Origin of the sequence: Nitrospirillum amazonense (assembly GCF_007828045.1) — a bacterium.
Lineage (GTDB): Bacteria > Pseudomonadota > Alphaproteobacteria > Azospirillales > Azospirillaceae > Nitrospirillum > Nitrospirillum amazonense_C.
Window position 1 is genome coordinate 296,849 of the sequence record NZ_VITN01000006.1, and the last position, 15,338, is coordinate 312,186.

General features: G+C 69.7%; 13 protein-coding genes. 3 read left to right on the forward strand and 10 right to left on the reverse strand.

Annotated elements, in window-relative coordinates; genetic code table 11:
- Positions 1 to 26: 26 nt before the first annotated feature.
- The gene (gene rpmG, locus FBZ89_RS12860) at positions 27 to 194 is read right to left on the reverse strand and encodes a 50S ribosomal protein L33 (RefSeq protein ID WP_044562980.1); all 168 of its coding nucleotides are present in this window, start codon (positions 192 to 194) and stop codon (positions 27 to 29) included.
- A 323-nt stretch (positions 195 to 517) separates the two neighbouring features.
- Here rpmG and FBZ89_RS12865 point away from each other — a divergent pair, with 323 nt between their 5' ends.
- Positions 518 to 709 carry a RebB family R body protein gene (locus tag FBZ89_RS12865; RefSeq protein WP_145750356.1) on the forward strand — a complete coding sequence of 64 codons (192 nt, stop codon included), beginning with the start codon at positions 518 to 520 and terminating at the stop codon, positions 707 to 709.
- Between the two features lie 4 nt (positions 710 to 713).
- Here the strand turns inward: FBZ89_RS12865 and FBZ89_RS12870 are convergent, their stop codons facing one another.
- The 7 genes from FBZ89_RS12870 to FBZ89_RS12900 all read right to left on the reverse strand — a co-directional run bounded on the left by FBZ89_RS12870 (position 714) and on the right by FBZ89_RS12900 (position 10,551).
- The gene (locus tag FBZ89_RS12870) at positions 714 to 2,318 is read right to left on the reverse strand and encodes a S41 family peptidase (protein WP_145750357.1); all 1,605 of its coding nucleotides are present in this window, start codon (positions 2,316 to 2,318) and stop codon (positions 714 to 716) included.
- A gap of 25 nt (positions 2,319 to 2,343) precedes the next feature.
- The gene (locus tag FBZ89_RS12875) at positions 2,344 to 2,727 is read right to left on the reverse strand and encodes a DUF983 domain-containing protein (protein WP_246172160.1); all 384 of its coding nucleotides are present in this window, start codon (positions 2,725 to 2,727) and stop codon (positions 2,344 to 2,346) included.
- Positions 2,728 to 2,944: 217 nt separating this feature from the next.
- Complete coding sequence (locus tag FBZ89_RS12880) at positions 2,945 to 3,349, reverse strand: VOC family protein (protein ID WP_145750359.1); 405 nt, start codon at positions 3,347 to 3,349, stop codon at positions 2,945 to 2,947.
- Between the two features lie 4 nt (positions 3,350 to 3,353).
- On the reverse strand, positions 3,354 to 5,717 hold the full coding sequence (gene rnr / locus FBZ89_RS12885; RefSeq protein ID WP_246172161.1) for a ribonuclease R: 2,364 nt from the start codon (positions 5,715 to 5,717) through the stop codon (positions 3,354 to 3,356).
- Positions 5,718 to 5,778: 61 nt separating this feature from the next.
- The gene (topA, locus tag FBZ89_RS12890) at positions 5,779 to 8,484 is read right to left on the reverse strand and encodes a type I DNA topoisomerase (RefSeq protein ID WP_145750360.1); all 2,706 of its coding nucleotides are present in this window, start codon (positions 8,482 to 8,484) and stop codon (positions 5,779 to 5,781) included.
- Between the two features lie 70 nt (positions 8,485 to 8,554).
- The gene (gene dprA / locus FBZ89_RS12895) at positions 8,555 to 9,673 is read right to left on the reverse strand and encodes a DNA-processing protein DprA (RefSeq protein WP_246172162.1); all 1,119 of its coding nucleotides are present in this window, start codon (positions 9,671 to 9,673) and stop codon (positions 8,555 to 8,557) included.
- Entirely contained in the window at positions 9,670 to 10,551 is an 882-nt protein-coding gene (locus FBZ89_RS12900; protein WP_186457333.1) for a hypothetical protein, read from the reverse strand. Before FBZ89_RS12900 ends, dprA begins: the two co-directional genes overlap by 4 nt.
- Positions 10,552 to 10,772: 221 nt before the next feature.
- Here FBZ89_RS12900 and FBZ89_RS12905 point away from each other — a divergent pair, with 221 nt between their 5' ends.
- Positions 10,773 to 11,246, forward strand: a complete 474-nt coding sequence (locus FBZ89_RS12905; RefSeq protein WP_145750362.1) for a MarR family winged helix-turn-helix transcriptional regulator — start codon at positions 10,773 to 10,775, stop codon at positions 11,244 to 11,246.
- Entirely contained in the window at positions 11,243 to 12,496 is a 1,254-nt protein-coding gene (locus tag FBZ89_RS12910) for an MFS transporter (RefSeq protein ID WP_145750363.1), read from the forward strand. Before FBZ89_RS12905 ends, FBZ89_RS12910 begins: the two co-directional genes overlap by 4 nt.
- On the opposite strand, the gene FBZ89_RS31195 is transcribed toward FBZ89_RS12910, so the two are convergent.
- On the reverse strand, positions 12,480 to 13,859 hold the full coding sequence (locus FBZ89_RS31195) for a sensor histidine kinase (RefSeq protein ID WP_211115210.1): 1,380 nt from the start codon (positions 13,857 to 13,859) through the stop codon (positions 12,480 to 12,482). The two genes, FBZ89_RS12910 and FBZ89_RS31195, sit on opposite strands and share 17 nt — an antisense overlap.
- Positions 13,849 to 15,282 carry a sigma-54-dependent transcriptional regulator gene (locus tag FBZ89_RS12920; RefSeq protein WP_145750364.1) on the reverse strand — a complete coding sequence of 478 codons (1,434 nt, stop codon included), beginning with the start codon at positions 15,280 to 15,282 and terminating at the stop codon, positions 13,849 to 13,851. The genes FBZ89_RS31195 and FBZ89_RS12920 overlap by 11 nt, the downstream gene beginning before the upstream one ends.
- Positions 15,283 to 15,338: the final 56 nt, after the last annotated feature.

Genomic DNA, 15,338 nt, shown 5'->3' on the forward strand with positions numbered 1-15,338 from the left:
GCGCGCCCGATACGGGCGCGCGGGACTTACTTGATCTTGGCTTCCTTGAAGATCACGTGCTTGCGAGCCACCGGATCGTACTTCCGGAACTCCAGCTTCTCGGTCGTCTTGCGCGGGTTCTTCTTCTTCACGTAGAAGAAGCCGGTTTCAGCGGAGCTGATCAGACGGATCAGCACGGTATTCTGCTTGGCCATGACCTTTAATCCCACCTACGACAACCCCGTTCGGTCGCCAACTCGGCGGGTCGGGGGCGGTCAAAAACAATTCCGTACCGTGGCCCTCTGGGGCACGGCGTCGCGGCACTTTAGTCAGCGGGCCCTGAGAGTCAAGGCCAAAGAGCCATCCGCCCCGGGAACACCGGCTGGGGCAGGGGATGCGCGCCGCGCATGAGGACGCGCCACCTTGGGGGGCTGGTCATTCCCGTTCCGGCAACACTTCCGTCGCTACCTGGGTGCGCCACTCTGCGCCACAATACGCGCATTCCGTGTTATCGCCGCACTTCGGGCAGGAGAACCCCATGACCTTTCCCACCGCCGTGAACAGCCAGATCACTGATTCGGTCACACAAGTTACGACCAAAGTGGTTGGCGAGGCGCCCGCCGTGGCCCTGGGCGCCGCCGAGCAGACCCTGGCCCATTCCACCGCGATCCTTGCAGAGAACGCTGCGGAGGTGCCAGGAACGGCGGGCGAAAGCGCCGGTAGGGAATAAGGCTTCAGGGGCTCGCGCCAGACGCCGCCGGCCGGTCGGCCAGCAGGGTCTGGCCCGCCAGCTGGGCGCGGCGCAACAGGGGCGGGCTGGTCAGCAGGGTTTCCGCCACCGTCAGGTCCACCGGCGCCGGGCGGTTGCGCTCCGCCGGGCAGGCGGCGGGCGTGCCGGGGGGCCGGGGCTGGGCGCGCAGGGGGGCCAGGATGGCGGCGGCGTCGGTCAGGCCGGCGGTGCACAGGGCGGGCGCCAGGCCGTGGTGGTCGAACATGCGGCCGGCCGGCGTCAGGATGCGCGACCAGGTGATGAACAGTTCCCCGCCGTTGGGCAGGGGGGCGACGGTCTGCACCACGCCCTTGCCGAAGCTGGTGGTGCCCACGTCCAGGGCCCGCCCGCTGTCCACCAGGGCGCCCAGCACGATCTCGGCGGCGGAGGCCGTCTGCCCATCGGCCAGCACCACCAGGGGCGCGCCGTCCAGGATGTCGCCCGGGGTCGCGTCGTAGTGCTGCACGCTGTCGGGGTGGCGGCCCACGGTGTTCAGGATGGGGCCGCTGGTGATGAACAGGTCGGCCACGGCCACCGCTTGGTCCACCAGGCCCCCGGTGTTGCCGCGCAGATCCAGGATCCAGCCGGCAAGGGGGCTGTCCTTGCTGTCGGTTTCACGCAGGCGGGCAACGGCGAAGCCCACGGCGTCGGCTGTGCCCGCGTTGAAACGGCTGACGTGCAGCACGCCCACGGCGCCCGCCCGCTCCGCCATCACGGTGGGCAGGATGATGCGCTGGCGGCTGATCAGCACCGTCACCATGCCGCCGGCCCGGGCCACCCGCACCGGCACGCCTGTGCCCTCCGGCCCGCTCAGGCGGTCCATCATGGCTTCCACCGTCATGGCGGGGCCGCCCCCGCCGGCGGCGTCGACCGGCACCCCGCCAACGGCGGTGATGACATCGCCCACCCACAGGCCAGCGGCCGAGGCCGGGCTGCCAGGGGCGACGGCGATGATGCGGAAGCCGCGCGGCGTTTCCTCCAGCGTCACGCCGATGCCGACATAGCCTTCGCGGCGCGATCGCTCCGTCCGCGCCGCCGCCGGCACCGAATAGCGGCTGTAGGGGTCCAGGTCGGCGGTGCCGCCCTCCATCATGGCGCGGAACAGGGTTTCCCGCGTCTGGTCGCCCGGGCTGGCATCGGCGCCTTGCGCCACCGTCCAGTCGGTGGTGAGGGCGGCCAGATGGGCCCAGGACGCCGCGTCGTGGCCGGTCGGAAGGGCGAAGGTGCGCGGCGCCCGCCGGCCCACCGCCAGGGTCACGGCCCCGCCCCCCGGCTGCACCGTCACCGTCAGGTCGGGCACCACCACGCCGGCATGGACCAGGCCGTCCACCACCAGGCGGCGCATGTCCACCGGTTCCAGGTACAGCTCGTCGAGCTTGCTGTAGGCGCTTTGATAGAACTGCTCGGCGGTGACGCTGCCGCGATTCGCGGGACCGCCGGCGCAAGCCGCCAGGGCCAAAGCGCCGGCCAAAGCCGCCACCGTCCGGACCAGGGCGGCGCCCCGGCGGATGCGGTCAGGCCTGACATGGGCGGGCCGGGCACGGCGTGCCCGGCATGTGGCCTGGGCCACGGCGCCTCCCGATATTGTTTGCCCTTCAGCCGCGGATGCCCATGGCCCACTGCACGCCGATCACGGCCCCCTTGAACAGGGGCAGCAAGGCCAGCGACAGGCCTATGGTCAACGGACCCCACAGGGCTGCGTGGACCCATAGGGCGGGGTGGAAATTCTGTTCGACCGCCAAGGCGGCGCCGACCACGATATGGCCGACGACGAAGATGGTAAAGTAGGGCGGCGCGTCGTCGGCGCGGAATTTGCCCAATTCCAGGCCGCAGTTGGTGCAGACCGGCGCCACCTTGGTATAGCCGGTGAACAGGGTGTGGGCACCGCAGTTGGGGCAGCAGCGGCGGATGCCGCGCATCATGGCCGTGCCGGCCATGCCCTTGGGCGGTGCGATGATTTCCTCATGCGTGTCCGTCATGGTCTCCTCCATCAGGGCGACTCGGGCCTCGTGGCCTACTCCCCGGGTGGGGGAGCGTTCATCGGAGGGAACGGGGTCGGTCGTCATGGCCTAGATGATGGGTACAGCCCGAGCCATGGTCCAGACGCGTTTCCCAAAGTGCAGCCCTGCTATCTACACTTGTTGTGATTTGCGCGAATTGTGAGCCGGGGAACTGGTTGGGGCGCCGCCGCGCGGCTTATCCGTTGAGCTGCAGCAGATCCCAGCGGGTGCCGTAGAGGTCCTGGAACACCACTACGGTGCCATAGGCTTCAACCCGGGGTTCCTCGCAGAAGGTGACGCCGGCGGCCTTCATGCGATGATAGTCGCGCCAGAAATCGTCGGTGCGCAGGAACAGGAAGACGCGGCCGCCGGCTTGGTTGCCGATGACGGCCTCCTGCTCCGGCCCCACCGCCTTGGCCAGCAGCAGACGGGTTTCGCCAGAGTTTGGGGGCGAGCCGGGCGGCGCCATCACCACCCAGCGCTTGCCCCCGCCCAGGTCCGTATCCTCCACGGCATCGAAGCCAAGGATGTCGCGGTACCAGGCCTTGGCCTCGTCATAGTCGCGCACGACCAGGCTGATGCCGCCGATGAATTGAGGCATTCACTTAATCCTTGAGCGACGGCCGCTTGTTGCGCGCCTTGGTGGCGGTCTTCTTGGTCAGCCGGGCGCGCCCGCCCTTGCCATCCGGTCCCTTGCGGGCGGACTGGCCGCCGGCCAGCCAGGGCGCGTCGTCGGTGTCCTCGCCCAGCAGGGCGAAGACCATGCTGCCGGAAATGCGGTCGGCCTCTACCAGGCGGACCTTGACGATCGTGCCCAGGCGGTAGGTGCGGCCCCAGCGGCGGCCCACCAGCTGGTGGTTGGCCTCGTCATGGTCGTAGAAGTCATCCGGCAGGGTGGAGATGGGCACCAGCCCATCGGCGCCCGTCTCGTCCAGGGTGACGAACAGGCCGAAGCGGGTGATGCCGCCGATGCGGCCGGTGAAGGTGCCGCCCACCCTGTCCGACAGGTAGGCCGCGACATAGCGGTCCAGGGCGTCGCGCTCCGCCGTGGCGGCGCGGCGCTCGGTGACGGAGATGTGCTCCCCCACCTGCACCAGGCGGCCCGCTTCCTCCTCATCCAGCCCGCCCGGCCCCAGGCCGTAGGCCTTCACCAGGGCGCGGTGCACCACCAGGTCGGCGTACCGCCGGATGGGGGAGGTGAAGTGGGCGTAGCGCGGCAGCGCCAGGCCGAAGTGGCCGATGTTTTCCGGCTGGTACAGCGCCTGGGATTGGCTGCGCAGGATGACGGTGTTCACCAGATTGGCTTCCGGCGTGTCCGCCGCCTTGGCCAGGATGCGGGTGAACAGGATGGGCTTCAGCACCTGGCCCTTGGCCAGGGTATAGCCCAGGGAGCCCAGGAACTGGCGCAGCGCCTCCAGCTTGTCGCGCGCGGGCTCGGCGTGCACGCGGTACATGCAGGGACTGTGCTTGGCTTCCAGGGCCTCCGCCGCCGCCACGTTGGCGGCGATCATGAATTCCTCCACCAGGCGGTGGCTGTCCAGGCGGGGGCGCACGCCGATGCTCTGGATGGTGCCGGCCTCGTCCAGCTTCACCACCCGCTCCGGCAGGTCCAGCTCCAGCGTGCCACGGGCGTCGCGGGCCTTCTGCAGCACGGTGAAGGCGCCGTAGAGCGGATTGATCACCCGCTCCATCAACGGGCCGGTCAGGTAGTCCGGTTCGCCGTCGCGCGCCTTCTGCACCCGGGTGTAGGTCAGGCGCGCGACGGAGCGCATGAGGCCACGCACGAAGCGGTGGCGCTTCAGGCGGCCTTGCCCGTCGATCCACATGTGGACCGCCAGGCAGGCGCGGTTGACCTCCGGCTTCAGGGAGCACAGCTCGTTCGACAGCGCCTCGGGCAGCATGGGCACGACGCGGTCGGGGAAATAGACGCTGTTGCCCCGGTCGAAGGCGTTGCGGTCCAGCGCCATGCCGGGCCGGACGTAAAAGCTGACATCGGCGATGGCCACCAGCAGATGCCAGCCGCCGGGATTGTTGGGGTCGGTGTCGGGCTCCGCGAACACGGCGTCGTCGAAGTCGCGCGCGTCTTCGCCATCGATGGTGACCAGGGGGAAATCGCGCAGGTCGGTGCGCCCCTCCACCGTCGGCTCGGGCGCGGCCTCCGCCTCCTCGATCGCCGCCTTGGCGAATTGGGTGGGGATGGCGTGCTGGGCGATGGCGATCAGGCTGACGGCGCGCGGCTCGTCGATGCTGCCCAGCCGCTCCACCACCCGCACCTGCTTCAGGCCCAGGCGGGAGGACGGCAGCAATTCGGCCACCACCAGCTCGCCCGGCTGCGCCCCTTCCGCGTTGGCGTCGGCCACGGCGAATTCCGCCTTGGCGCGGCGGTCCACCGGCTTCAGCCGGCCGCCGTCGCGGGCCCGCTCATAGATCCCGACGATGCGCGTGGCCGTGCCGCCGTCCAGCTTGCGCATGGTGCGGCCTTCGTAGACATCCTCTTCGCCCTGCGGCCCATTGTCACGTAACTGGGGCTGGCGCGACAGGCGGGCCAGCACGCGGTCCCCCACCGCCAGGGCGGGGTGGCCGCGCTTCTCGGCGGCCATGTAGATGCGGGGCGGCGGCGTCTCATGCGCCCAGCTGGTGGGCCGGGCCAGCACCTCGCCATCCGGCGTCACCTCGGCCACCACCAGCACGGCGACCTCGGGCAGGGCGGCGGGCACGGCGACGCGGCGGCCCTCGCCCTTCTCGATGCTGCCCTCGCCCTCCAGCTCCTTCAGCAGCTCTTTCAGGACGATGCGGCCGTCGCCGGTGATGTTGAAGGCGCGCGCGATCTCCCGCTTGCCCACGGGCACGGGGCTGGACTGGATATAGTCCATGATTTCTTCCCGGGTGGGGAAGGGGGCGTCGGCCGCACGGCGGGCCGGCACCGGCCTGGGCAAAGCCCGCCGGGGGCCCTCCGGACGCTTCGGCATGGAAACTTTCCTTACACTGGACGGCGTGACACTGGGGACGGCGGGACACTGGACGGCGGGCTCAGTCGCCCGCCGCCGCCTTTTTGGTCGTCGTCTTGGTCGCGGGCTTCTTCGCCGCTGCCGTGGCCTTCTTCGGCGCGGCGGCCTTCTTTTCCGCCGGAGCCTTGGCTGCGGCCTTGGCCCCCGCAGCTTTGGACGGCGCCTTCTTGGCCGCCGCCTTCTTCGGCTTCTCCTCGCCGTCCGTCGCCGTAGCCGTCGGTTTCTTGCCGCTGTCCTTGGCCGCCTTGGCCGCCAGCAGCTCCACCGCCTGCTCCAGGGTGATGGTGTCGGCGTTGATGGCCTTGGGGATGCTGGCGAACAGCTTCAGGTGCTTGACGTAGGGGCCGAAGCGGCCGCTGCCCAGGGTGATGGGCTTGCCGTCCTTGGGATGGTTGCCCAGCTCGCGGCCCGCCACCGTCTTGCGCGCGGCCACGCCGGCCAGCAGCACCACGGCCCGGTTCAGGCCGATGGTCAGCACGTCGTCATCCGGCGTCAGGTTCTTGTAGGCGTCGCCATGCTTGAGATAGGGGCCGAAGCGGCCGATGCCGGCCGTGATCTCCTGTCCCGTCTCGGGATGCGGGCCCAGGCTGCGCGGCAGGGCCAGCAGGCGCAGCGCGATGTCCAAATCCACGTCCTGCGGGTTCATGGCCTTGGGCAGGGACACGCGCTTGGGCTTGGGCTCATCCGGCGCGCCCGTCTGGACATAGACACCGTAGGGCCCGCGCTTCATGGTCACGGGGTAGCCCGTGTCCGGATCGTTGCCCAGCTCGCGGTCGGCGTTGCCTTCCTCCCCGCCCTCGATGCTCAGGGGGCGGGTGTATTTGCAGCCCGGATAGTTGGAACAGCCGATGAAGGCGCCGTTCTTGCCCAGCTTCAGCGACAGCCGGCCGTCGCCGCAGACGGGGCAGACGCGCGGGTCGCGCCCGCCCTCGGCCGGCGTGGGGAAGAAGTGCGGGCCCAGCGCCTCGTCCAAGGCGTCCAGCACCTGGGTGATGGTCAGATCCTTGGTCCCCTCCACCGCGGCGGAGAAGGCTTGCCAGAACTCGCGCAGCACCGTCTTCCAGTCGATGCGGCCGCCGGAGATGTCGTCCAGCTTGGTTTCCAGGTCGGCGGTGAAGCCGTACTCGACATACCGGTTGAAGAAGTTCTCCAGGAAGGTCGTGACCAGGCGGCCCCGGTCCTCCGGCTCGAACCGGCGCTTTTCCAGGCGGACGTAGTTCCGGTCCTGCAACACCTGCAGGATGCTGGCGTAGGTGGACGGCCGGCCGATACCCAGCTCCTCCATCTTCTTCACCAGGCTGGCCTCGGTGTAGCGCGGCGGCGGCTGGGTGAAGTGCTGGTCGGACTTGACCTCGCCCTTGGCCAAGTCGTCGCCATCCTTCATGGCCGGCAGCCGGGTGTCCTTGTCCTCGTCATCGCCGGCGTCGTCGCGGTCTTCCTGATAGACCTTCAGGAAGCCGTCGAAGGTGACGATGGAGCCGGTGGCGCGGAACTGCGCCTCGGATTTCGGCGAGGTGATGTCGACCGACACCTGGTCCAGCTCGGCGCTGGCCATTTGGCAGGCGATGGTGCGCTTCCACACCAGCTCGTACAGGCGCTGCTCATCCTTGTCCAGGAAGCGGCCCATCTGGTCCGGCCGGCGGAACATGTCGGTGGGGCGGATGGCCTCGTGCGCTTCCTGCGCGTTCTTGGCGCTGGACTTGTACACGCGCGGGGCGTTGGGCAGGTACTCGTTGCCGAAGGCGGAGGAGATCAGGCGGCGGGCGCCGTCGATGGCCTCGTTCGACAGCTGCACGCCGTCGGTACGCATATAGGTGATCAGGCCCACCGTCTCACCGCCGATGTCCACGCCCTCATACAGTTTCTGGGCGATGCGCATGGTTTTGGTGGCGCCGAAGCCCAGCTTGCGGCTGGCCTCCTGCTGCAGGATCGAGGTGGTGAAGGGCGGGAAGGGGTTGCGGCGCACCTGGCGCCGTTCCACCGACCGCACCATGAAGGACAGCGGGCGGATGGTGGCCAGCGCCGCGTCGGCGTCGCCCTTGTTGCCCAGGGTGAACTTGTCCAGCTTCTTGCCATTCAGGCCCACCAGGCGGGCGGTGAAGGGCGAGCCCGCCGGCGTGCGGAACGCCGCCTCGATGGTCCAGTATTCCTGCGGGCGGAAGGCCTCGATCTCCGACTCACGCTCGCAGATCAGGCGCAGGGCCACGGACTGCACGCGGCCGGCGGAGCGCGAGCCGGGCAGCTTGCGCCACAGCACCGGCGACAGGGTGAAGCCCACCAGATAGTCCAGGGCGCGGCGCGCCAGATAGGCGTCGACCAGTTCCTGGTGCACCTCACGCGGATGGGCGATGGCGTCCAGCACGGCGCTCTTGGTGATCTCGTTGAAGGTGACGCGCTTCACGTCCACCTTGCCGGTGATGCGCTTCTCATCCAGCAGCTGCTTGACGTGCCAGGCGATGGCCTCCCCCTCGCGATCCGGGTCGGTGGCGAGGTAGATGCGCGAGGCGCCCTTGGCGGCGCGGGTGATCTCGTCGATATGGCGTTTGGAGCGGTCGCCCAGCTCCCACTCCATCGAGAAGTCCTCTTCCGGCTTCACCGAGCCGTCGCGGGCCGGCAGGTCGCGCACATGGCCGTAGCTGGCGAGAACGGTGAAATCATCGCCCAGGTACTTGTTGATGGTCTTCGCCTTGGCCGGCGATTCGACGATGAGGACGTTGCTGCCCGACAAGGGGACCCCGCACTGCAATAGGTGGCGATGTTTTCCGAAAACCTTGATCCCGGGACGGCGCTGTCCAGCTTCACGCCAGGCTCACGCGGCCGCCGGGGTGGCGATGCAGACGGCCCGCCAGCTCCAGTTCCAGCAGGATGGTCAGCACCACCGCCGCAGACAATTGGCAGTCCCGGACAATTTCGTCAATGTGTACCGGGGTCGGGCTTAAGCACAGGGTGACCCGGGCACGGGCCGCCTCCACCTCCTTTTCCCCCGGATCGGCGGGGGGCGGAACGGGCCCGCCGCCCGAATGCTGGGCATTGAGCGTGGCCAAACCCTGGGGCCCCAGATAGGCCAGGATGTCGTCCGCCGTCTCCACCAAGACCGCGCCGTCCTTCAGCAGGCGGTTGCAGCCCTGGGCGCGCGGGTCCAGCGGCGACCCCGGCACGGCGAACAGGTCGCGGCCCTGTTCCAGGGCCAGCCGGGCGGTGATCAGCGATCCGGACTTCAGCGCCGCCTCCACCACCAGCACGCCGCGCGACAGGCCGGAGATCAGGCGGTTGCGCCGGGGGAAATGGCGGGCCTGCGGCTCCGTCCCCGGCGGCGATTCGGCGACCAAGGCGCCCTGGTCGGCGATGCGCCGGTGCAGATCCGCGTTTTCCGGCGGGTAGATGACGTCCACGCCGCCGGCCAGCGCCGCGACGGTGCAGCGGTGCAGGGCGGCCTCATGCGCCGCCGTGTCAATGCCGCGCGCCAGGCCGGAAACGACGGTGACGCCGGCCTCCGCCAGGTCGCGGGAAATCATGGCGGCCAGCTTGCGCCCGGTGAGGGAGGCGTTGCGGGCGCCCACCACGGCGACGGCCGGGCGGCTGAGGCGGGCGGGGTCGCCCAGCACGGTGATGACGGGCGGCGCGTCCTCGATGGCGGCCAACTGGGCGGGGTAGTCGGGCTCACACCAGCACAGCAGACGGGCGCCCATGCGGTCCAGGGCCGCCAGCTCCCGTTCGGCGGCGGCGCGCGGCGCGATGCTCAGCGGCCGGTCGCGCCCGCCGCGCCGGGCCAGGTCGGGCAGCGCCTCCAGGGCCGCGGCCGGGCTGCCGAAGCGCTCCATCAGCCTATGAAAGGTGACGGGGCCCACCGACTCCGTGCGCGTGAGGCGCAGCCAATCCAGGCGCTCGACGGGGGAAAGGACGCGCGCGCTTCTCAATTGGGCTGTTCCGGGATCTTGAAGCCCAGATAGGTGCCGGCGCTGATGCCCAGCACGCCCAGGCTGTAGGGGTCCAGGTCCGGCATCTTGCGGTGGACCACCGTCTCGATCAGGAACAGCACGCCGATGACCACCGTCCACACCGCCGTCTGGAAGCGGTGCAGGCTGATGCCGTTGGCGTCGGTCAGGATGTCATGGACGAAGTCGCGGGACGCCAGCTGCCGGGCCAGGGTGTCGCGGGTGGCGGTCAAGGGGGGCAGGTCGGCCGGCGGCGTGGCCGGGTCCGCCATCCGCGCCAGCACGCCCTGATAGGCAGCCAGGATGGGGTTGGTCTTGTTCTGCTCCACCATGGCGGCGCCCATGGCGGTGCCGGTGCCCAGGCCCATCAGGCACAGCGCCTGACCGGTCAGGGTGTCCAGCTCCCCCGTCACCAGGAACAGGTAGAGATATCCCGCCAGGACGATGACGAACCACCAGGCCATCTGGCTCTGCGCCAGGCTGAAGGCGCGGCGCAGCGGCTTGCCCGTGGCGCTGGTGACGCCGGCGAAGGTGGAGGGCGTGTTGTCGCGCAGCATGTCGGTGGACATGGCGAGGTACAGCAGGGCGGCGGTGACCGCCACCAGCACCAGCACGCTGCCCACCGCCAGGGTCTTCTGGCTTTGCGGCAGGGATTTCCAGGCCAGCGCCAGGCTGGCCTCCCCGACGGTGGCTGTGGGGGTGGCGGTCGTGAGGGTAACGCCACTGGCGGGGGGCATGCCTGGGGGCGATGCGGTGGTGACGGGTGTCCCGGTGACCGTCGCCGGCGGCGCCGTCTGCGCGTCCGCCGGAACCGCCATCATGTGGAACCCGGCACCCAGCAGCGCCAGCAACGCGGTCACCAGAAAGATCCTGCGCACCATGCCCCTCCCCAACTGCAAGGCCCCGCCTCAGAGCGGTAAATCTATCGCGCCACACCTATTGAGGGAACGACCAAACAGCGCGGCGCAGTAAAGTGGTGGCGGGTATAGGTCCCCGCCAGCCGCCAAGACGCCGCCGATATATGAAGGAACACTTTGTAGCTTACCTTCGTATCTGCTAAACCCAAGACATGAACGATCCCATGGACAAGCCCGATGCGGGCGACCCTGACACCCCGGCCGTCATGGCGACGGCGGTGGAACTGCGCGTGGTCATGGGCCAGCTGCGGCGCAAGTTGCGCGAGCAGGCCAACGTCGGCGACCTGACGCCCTCGCAAATCGCCGTGCTGCGCCGGCTGGACGGCGGGCCGGCCACGGTGACAGCCCTGGCCAAGGCGGAGGGGGTGCGCCCCCAATCCTTGGGCGCCACCGTCGCGGCGTTGGAGGCGGCGGGCCTGGTGGCCGGCAGCCCCGACCCGGATGACGGCCGCCAGACCTTGTGGGACCTGACCCCGGCCTGCCGCGAGCGGGTGCGGGCAGGCCGTGCCCTGCATGAGGATTGGCTGTTCCGTGCCATGCGCGCCCGCCTGACGGCGACGGAGCGGGCGGAACTGGGCCGCGCCGTCGACCTTCTGAAGCGCCTGGTGGTGGATACCCGTGACGGGGGCGCGTCGTGACCGCGTCCGCCCCCACCGGCACCTTCCGGTCCCTGGCCAATCGCAATTTCCGCCTGTGGTTTCTGGGCGCCATCGTGTCCAACGTCGGCACCTGGATGCAGCGCACGGCGCAGGATTGGCTGGTGCTGACGGAACTGGCGCACGTCAACGGCGCCTCCGCGGTCGGCATCGTCATGGGCCTGCAGTTCGGCCCCCTGGCCCTGATGCTGCCCTTCAGCGGCTTCGCCGCCGATTATTTCGACCGGCGGCGCCTGGTGTTCTGCACCCAGCTCGCCTCCGGCCTGCTGGCGCTGGGCCTGGGCCTCCTGACCGTGTTGGGCTTGGTGCAGCTGTGGCACGTCTATGTTTTCGCCTTCCTGTTGGGCTGCGTCGCGGCCTTCGACGCCCCCGCCCGGCAGACCTTCATCGGCGAGCTGGTGGGGGAGGCGGACCTGGCCAACGCCGTGGCGCTCAACTCCACCTCCTTCAACGCCGCGCGCATGATCGGGCCGGCGGTGGCCGGCGTGCTGATCGCGGCGGTGGGCACGGGCTGGGTGTTCCTGATCAACGCCGCCTCCTTCGTCGCCGTCATCGGTTCCCTCTGCCTGTTGCGGGTGGCGGATTTCCACCCCCGCACGCGGGCGGTGCGCAGCCGGGGCAGCTTCATCGGCGGCTTCCACTACGTCTGGGGCCGCCCGGATTTGCGGGCCGTGCTGCTGATGCTGTTCCTCATCGGCACCTTCGGCCTGAACTTCCCCATCTTCATCTCCACCATGGCGGTGCACGCCTTCCAGGCGGGGGCGGGGGAATATGGGGTGCTCAGCTCCACCATGGCTATCGGCTCCGTCGCCGGCGCCCTGCTGGCGGCCAAGCGCGCCACGCCCACCCTGCCCCTGCTGGTGGGCGCCGCGCTGCTGTTCGGCGCGGGATGCGCCCTGGCGGCGGTCATGCCCACCACCTGGGCGTTCGGCATCCTGTTGGTCGTCATCGGCGTGGCGGCGCAGACCTTCACCACCTCCACCAACAGCCTGGTGCAGCTGTCGACCGACAGCGCCATGCGCGGCCGGGTGGTGGCGTTGCTGCTGGCCATCGCCGTGGGCGGCACGCCCCTGGGCGCCCCTATCGTCGGCTGGGTGGCCGACGTGGCCGGGCCCCGCTGGTCCCTGGGCTTGGGCGCCGCCTCGGGCGTGGTCGCGGCGCTGGTGGGTATGCGTTATTTGCTCAAGCACACCGGGTGGCGGCTTTGGGGCGAGATCAAAACCTCAGCGTGAACACCGTGCCGCCGCCCTCCACCGGCGACGCGGCGATGCTGCCGCCGTGGGCCAGCATGATCTGGCGGGCCAGCGGCAGGCCGATGCCGCTGCCCTCGCGCTTGGTGGTGTAGAAGGGCACGAAGATCTTGTCGGCTACGTCGGGCGGGATGCCGGGGCCGTTGTCGCGCACCAGCAGGTTCAGATGGCCGGTCACGTCCAGGTGGCCCGCCAGGGTGATGGCCGGGGCGCGGGTTGCCGTGCCGCCGGCCTTCCACTCGTCAAGCGCCTCCACCGCGTTCTTCACCAGGTTGATCAGCACCTGGTCGATCAGGTCGGGGTCGGCGCTGATCTCCAGCGAGGGCGGCAGCACCACCACCTCCAGCGCCACGCCATGCTCCGCCATTGCCGGGCCCATCAGCCGTTCCACCCGGCCGAACAGCTCACGCACCTTCAGCCGCTCCACCTTCGGCCGGGGCATCTGGGTGAAGCGGCGGTAGCGCTCGACGAAGCGCAGCAGGCCGCCGGCGCGGCGGGTGACGGTGTCCATGGCCTCACCCGCGTCGGCGGCGTCCAGCAGCACGGCGGGGGGCAGGCCGGGGATGGTCTCCAACTGGGTGCGCAGGTCGGCCAGCAGCGACTGCGCCGTGCCCGCCAGGGACGAGACGGGTGTCAGCGAGTTCATCATCTCATGCGTTAGCACCCGCACCAGGTCGGACCAGGCCTTGACCTCCGTCGCCTCCAGCTCCCCGCCGATGTTCTGCAGGCTGATCAGCAGGCGGGGCCCGTCCGCCAGGGTCAATTGGGTGGCGCGCACCGTCAGGTGCAGGGGCGTGATGCCGCCCGCCACCTTCAGCAGGGCGCTTTGCCCCGGTTCCAGCACGCGCAGCGCCGAATCCAGGGTGCCGCCGTCCACCAGGCGGCGGTTCAGGTCGTCATGGCCGATCAGGCGGCGGGCCACGTTGTTCAGCAGGTTGACGCGGCCGTCGGGATGCACCTCGGCCAGGGCCACGGGCACATGCTCCACCAGCACGTTCAGGTAATCGGCCTTGCGCTCGGTATCGGCGCGGGCGTCGCGGAACTTGTCGAACACCCCGGCGAAGGCCTGCCCCAGTTCCTGGAAGCTGGGACCCATGGCGCGATAGCTGAAGCTCTGGGTGAAGTCGGAATGGCTGAGCGCGTTCAGAAAGCGCGCCAGCTCGCGGTTGGTGGTGTTCACCACCCGCACCACCCCGCCGATCTGGAAGGCGATCAGGAACAGCGCCAGCGCCTCGGTGGCGTGGTAGTCGGTGGCCTGCAGCAGCAGGCCCAGGGCCACGCAGCTGAGGCACAGCAGGGTCACCCGCAGGGTCAGCGCCGTGCTGAACGACGACTTAAAGACCATGCTTCTCCATCCGGCGGTAGAGGGAGGTGCGGGTGATGCCCAGCTCATTGGCGGCGTGGCTGATGTTGCCCTGGTGCTTGTCCAGCGCCCGGCGGATCACCTGCGCCTCCACCGTTTCCAAATCCAAGGTACCCAACGTCAACGCATTGGGAGCAAGGCCGCCATTGCCCGCCAGAGCTGGGGGTGGCGGCGCTGCCGGCCGGGGGGCGCCGCCGGGGGCGGAGGGCAGGGAGAAATCCTCCGCCTCCAGCACGTCGCCGGCGCCCAGGATCATGGCGCGCTCCACCGCGTGGCGCAGGGCGCGGACGTTGCCGGGCCAGTGATAGGCCTTCAGCCGCGCCAGCGCGTCGTCGGACAGGCGGCGCGGCGGGATGGCGTATTTGCGGGCGTACAGTCCCATGAAATGCGCGACCAGGGCCGGGATGTCGTCCGCCCGGTCGCGCAAGGGGGGCAGGCGCAGCTCCACCGTGTTGATGCGGTACAGCAGGTCCTGGCGGAAGGTGTCCGGGCTTTCCAGCTGTTCCACCGGCATGTTGGTGGCGGAGATCAGGCGCACGTCGATGGGGATGGGCCGGTTGCCGCCCACGGGGATGACCACGCGCTGCTCCAGCACCGACAGCAGCTTGCTCTGCTGGTACAGCGGCAGGTTGCCGATCTCATCCAGGAACAGGGTGCCGCCGTTGGCTGCCACCAGCCGGCCGACGCGGTCCTCCTTGGCGTCGGTGAAGGCGCCCTTCTTGTGGCCGAACAGCTCGCTCTCGAACAGGTTCTCGGCGATGGCGCCCAGGTCCACGGCCACGAACACCTGGTCCGCGCGGCGGGACCGGCGGTGGATCTCGCGCGCGATGACCTCCTTGCCGGTGCCGTTCTCACCCAGGATCAGGACGTTGGCGTCGGTGGGGGCGGCGCGGTCCACCAGGGTCAGCACCCGGGCCATGGCCGGGCTGCTGCCGATGAGCGTTTGCCCCGGCTGGTCCAGGGCGGCCGCCAGTTCCTTGTTGCGGGCGCCCAGCTGCGCCGCCTCGCGCCGGGAGGCGGTCAGGGTCATGGCGCTCATCAGCGTCGCCACCAGCCGCTCGTTCGACCAGGGCTTCAGCACGAAGTCGCAGGCGCCCTGCTTCATCGCCTCCACCGCCGTGCCCACGTCGCCATAGGCGGTCATGAGGATGACGGACAGGGTGGGGTCGATCTCCAGCACCCGTTTCAGCCACTGGAAGCCTTCGCGCCCCGTGTTGGCGCCGATGGCGAAGTTCATGTCCAGCAGGACGGCGTCGAACACCTCATCCTTCAACAGCTGGGGAATGCGGTCCGGCTGGCTCTCGGTATGGACCAGGATGCCTTCCCGCTTCAGCAGCAGGCGGGCGGCCACCAGGATGTCCTGGTCGTCGTCCACCATCAGGATACGGCCGCTTTTCTGTGTCATCGGTGCGAAGTCCCCCACAATACTGTCCGAAATCGTACACCGCCCAGGGTCAGAGC

Bases quoted from the DNA above. Each gene is read 5' to 3' on its own strand.
- rpmG (WP_044562980.1), bottom strand. From the start codon at position 194: ATGGCCAAGCAGAATACCGTGCTGATCCGTCTGATCAGCTCCGCTGAA.
- FBZ89_RS12865 (WP_145750356.1), top strand. From the start codon at position 518: ATGACCTTTCCCACCGCCGTGAACAGCCAGATCACTGATTCGGTCACA.
- FBZ89_RS12875 (WP_246172160.1), bottom strand. From the start codon at position 2,727: ATGACGGACACGCATGAGGAAATCATCGCACCGCCCAAGGGCATGGCC.
- FBZ89_RS12880 (WP_145750359.1), bottom strand. From the start codon at position 3,349: ATGCCTCAATTCATCGGCGGCATCAGCCTGGTCGTGCGCGACTATGAC.
- rnr (WP_246172161.1), bottom strand. From the start codon at position 5,717: ATGCCGAAGCGTCCGGAGGGCCCCCGGCGGGCTTTGCCCAGGCCGGTG.
- FBZ89_RS12905 (WP_145750362.1), top strand. From the start codon at position 10,773: ATGGACAAGCCCGATGCGGGCGACCCTGACACCCCGGCCGTCATGGCG.
- FBZ89_RS31195 (WP_211115210.1), bottom strand. From the start codon at position 13,859: ATGGTCTTTAAGTCGTCGTTCAGCACGGCGCTGACCCTGCGGGTGACC.
- FBZ89_RS12920 (WP_145750364.1), bottom strand. From the start codon at position 15,282: ATGACACAGAAAAGCGGCCGTATCCTGATGGTGGACGACGACCAGGAC.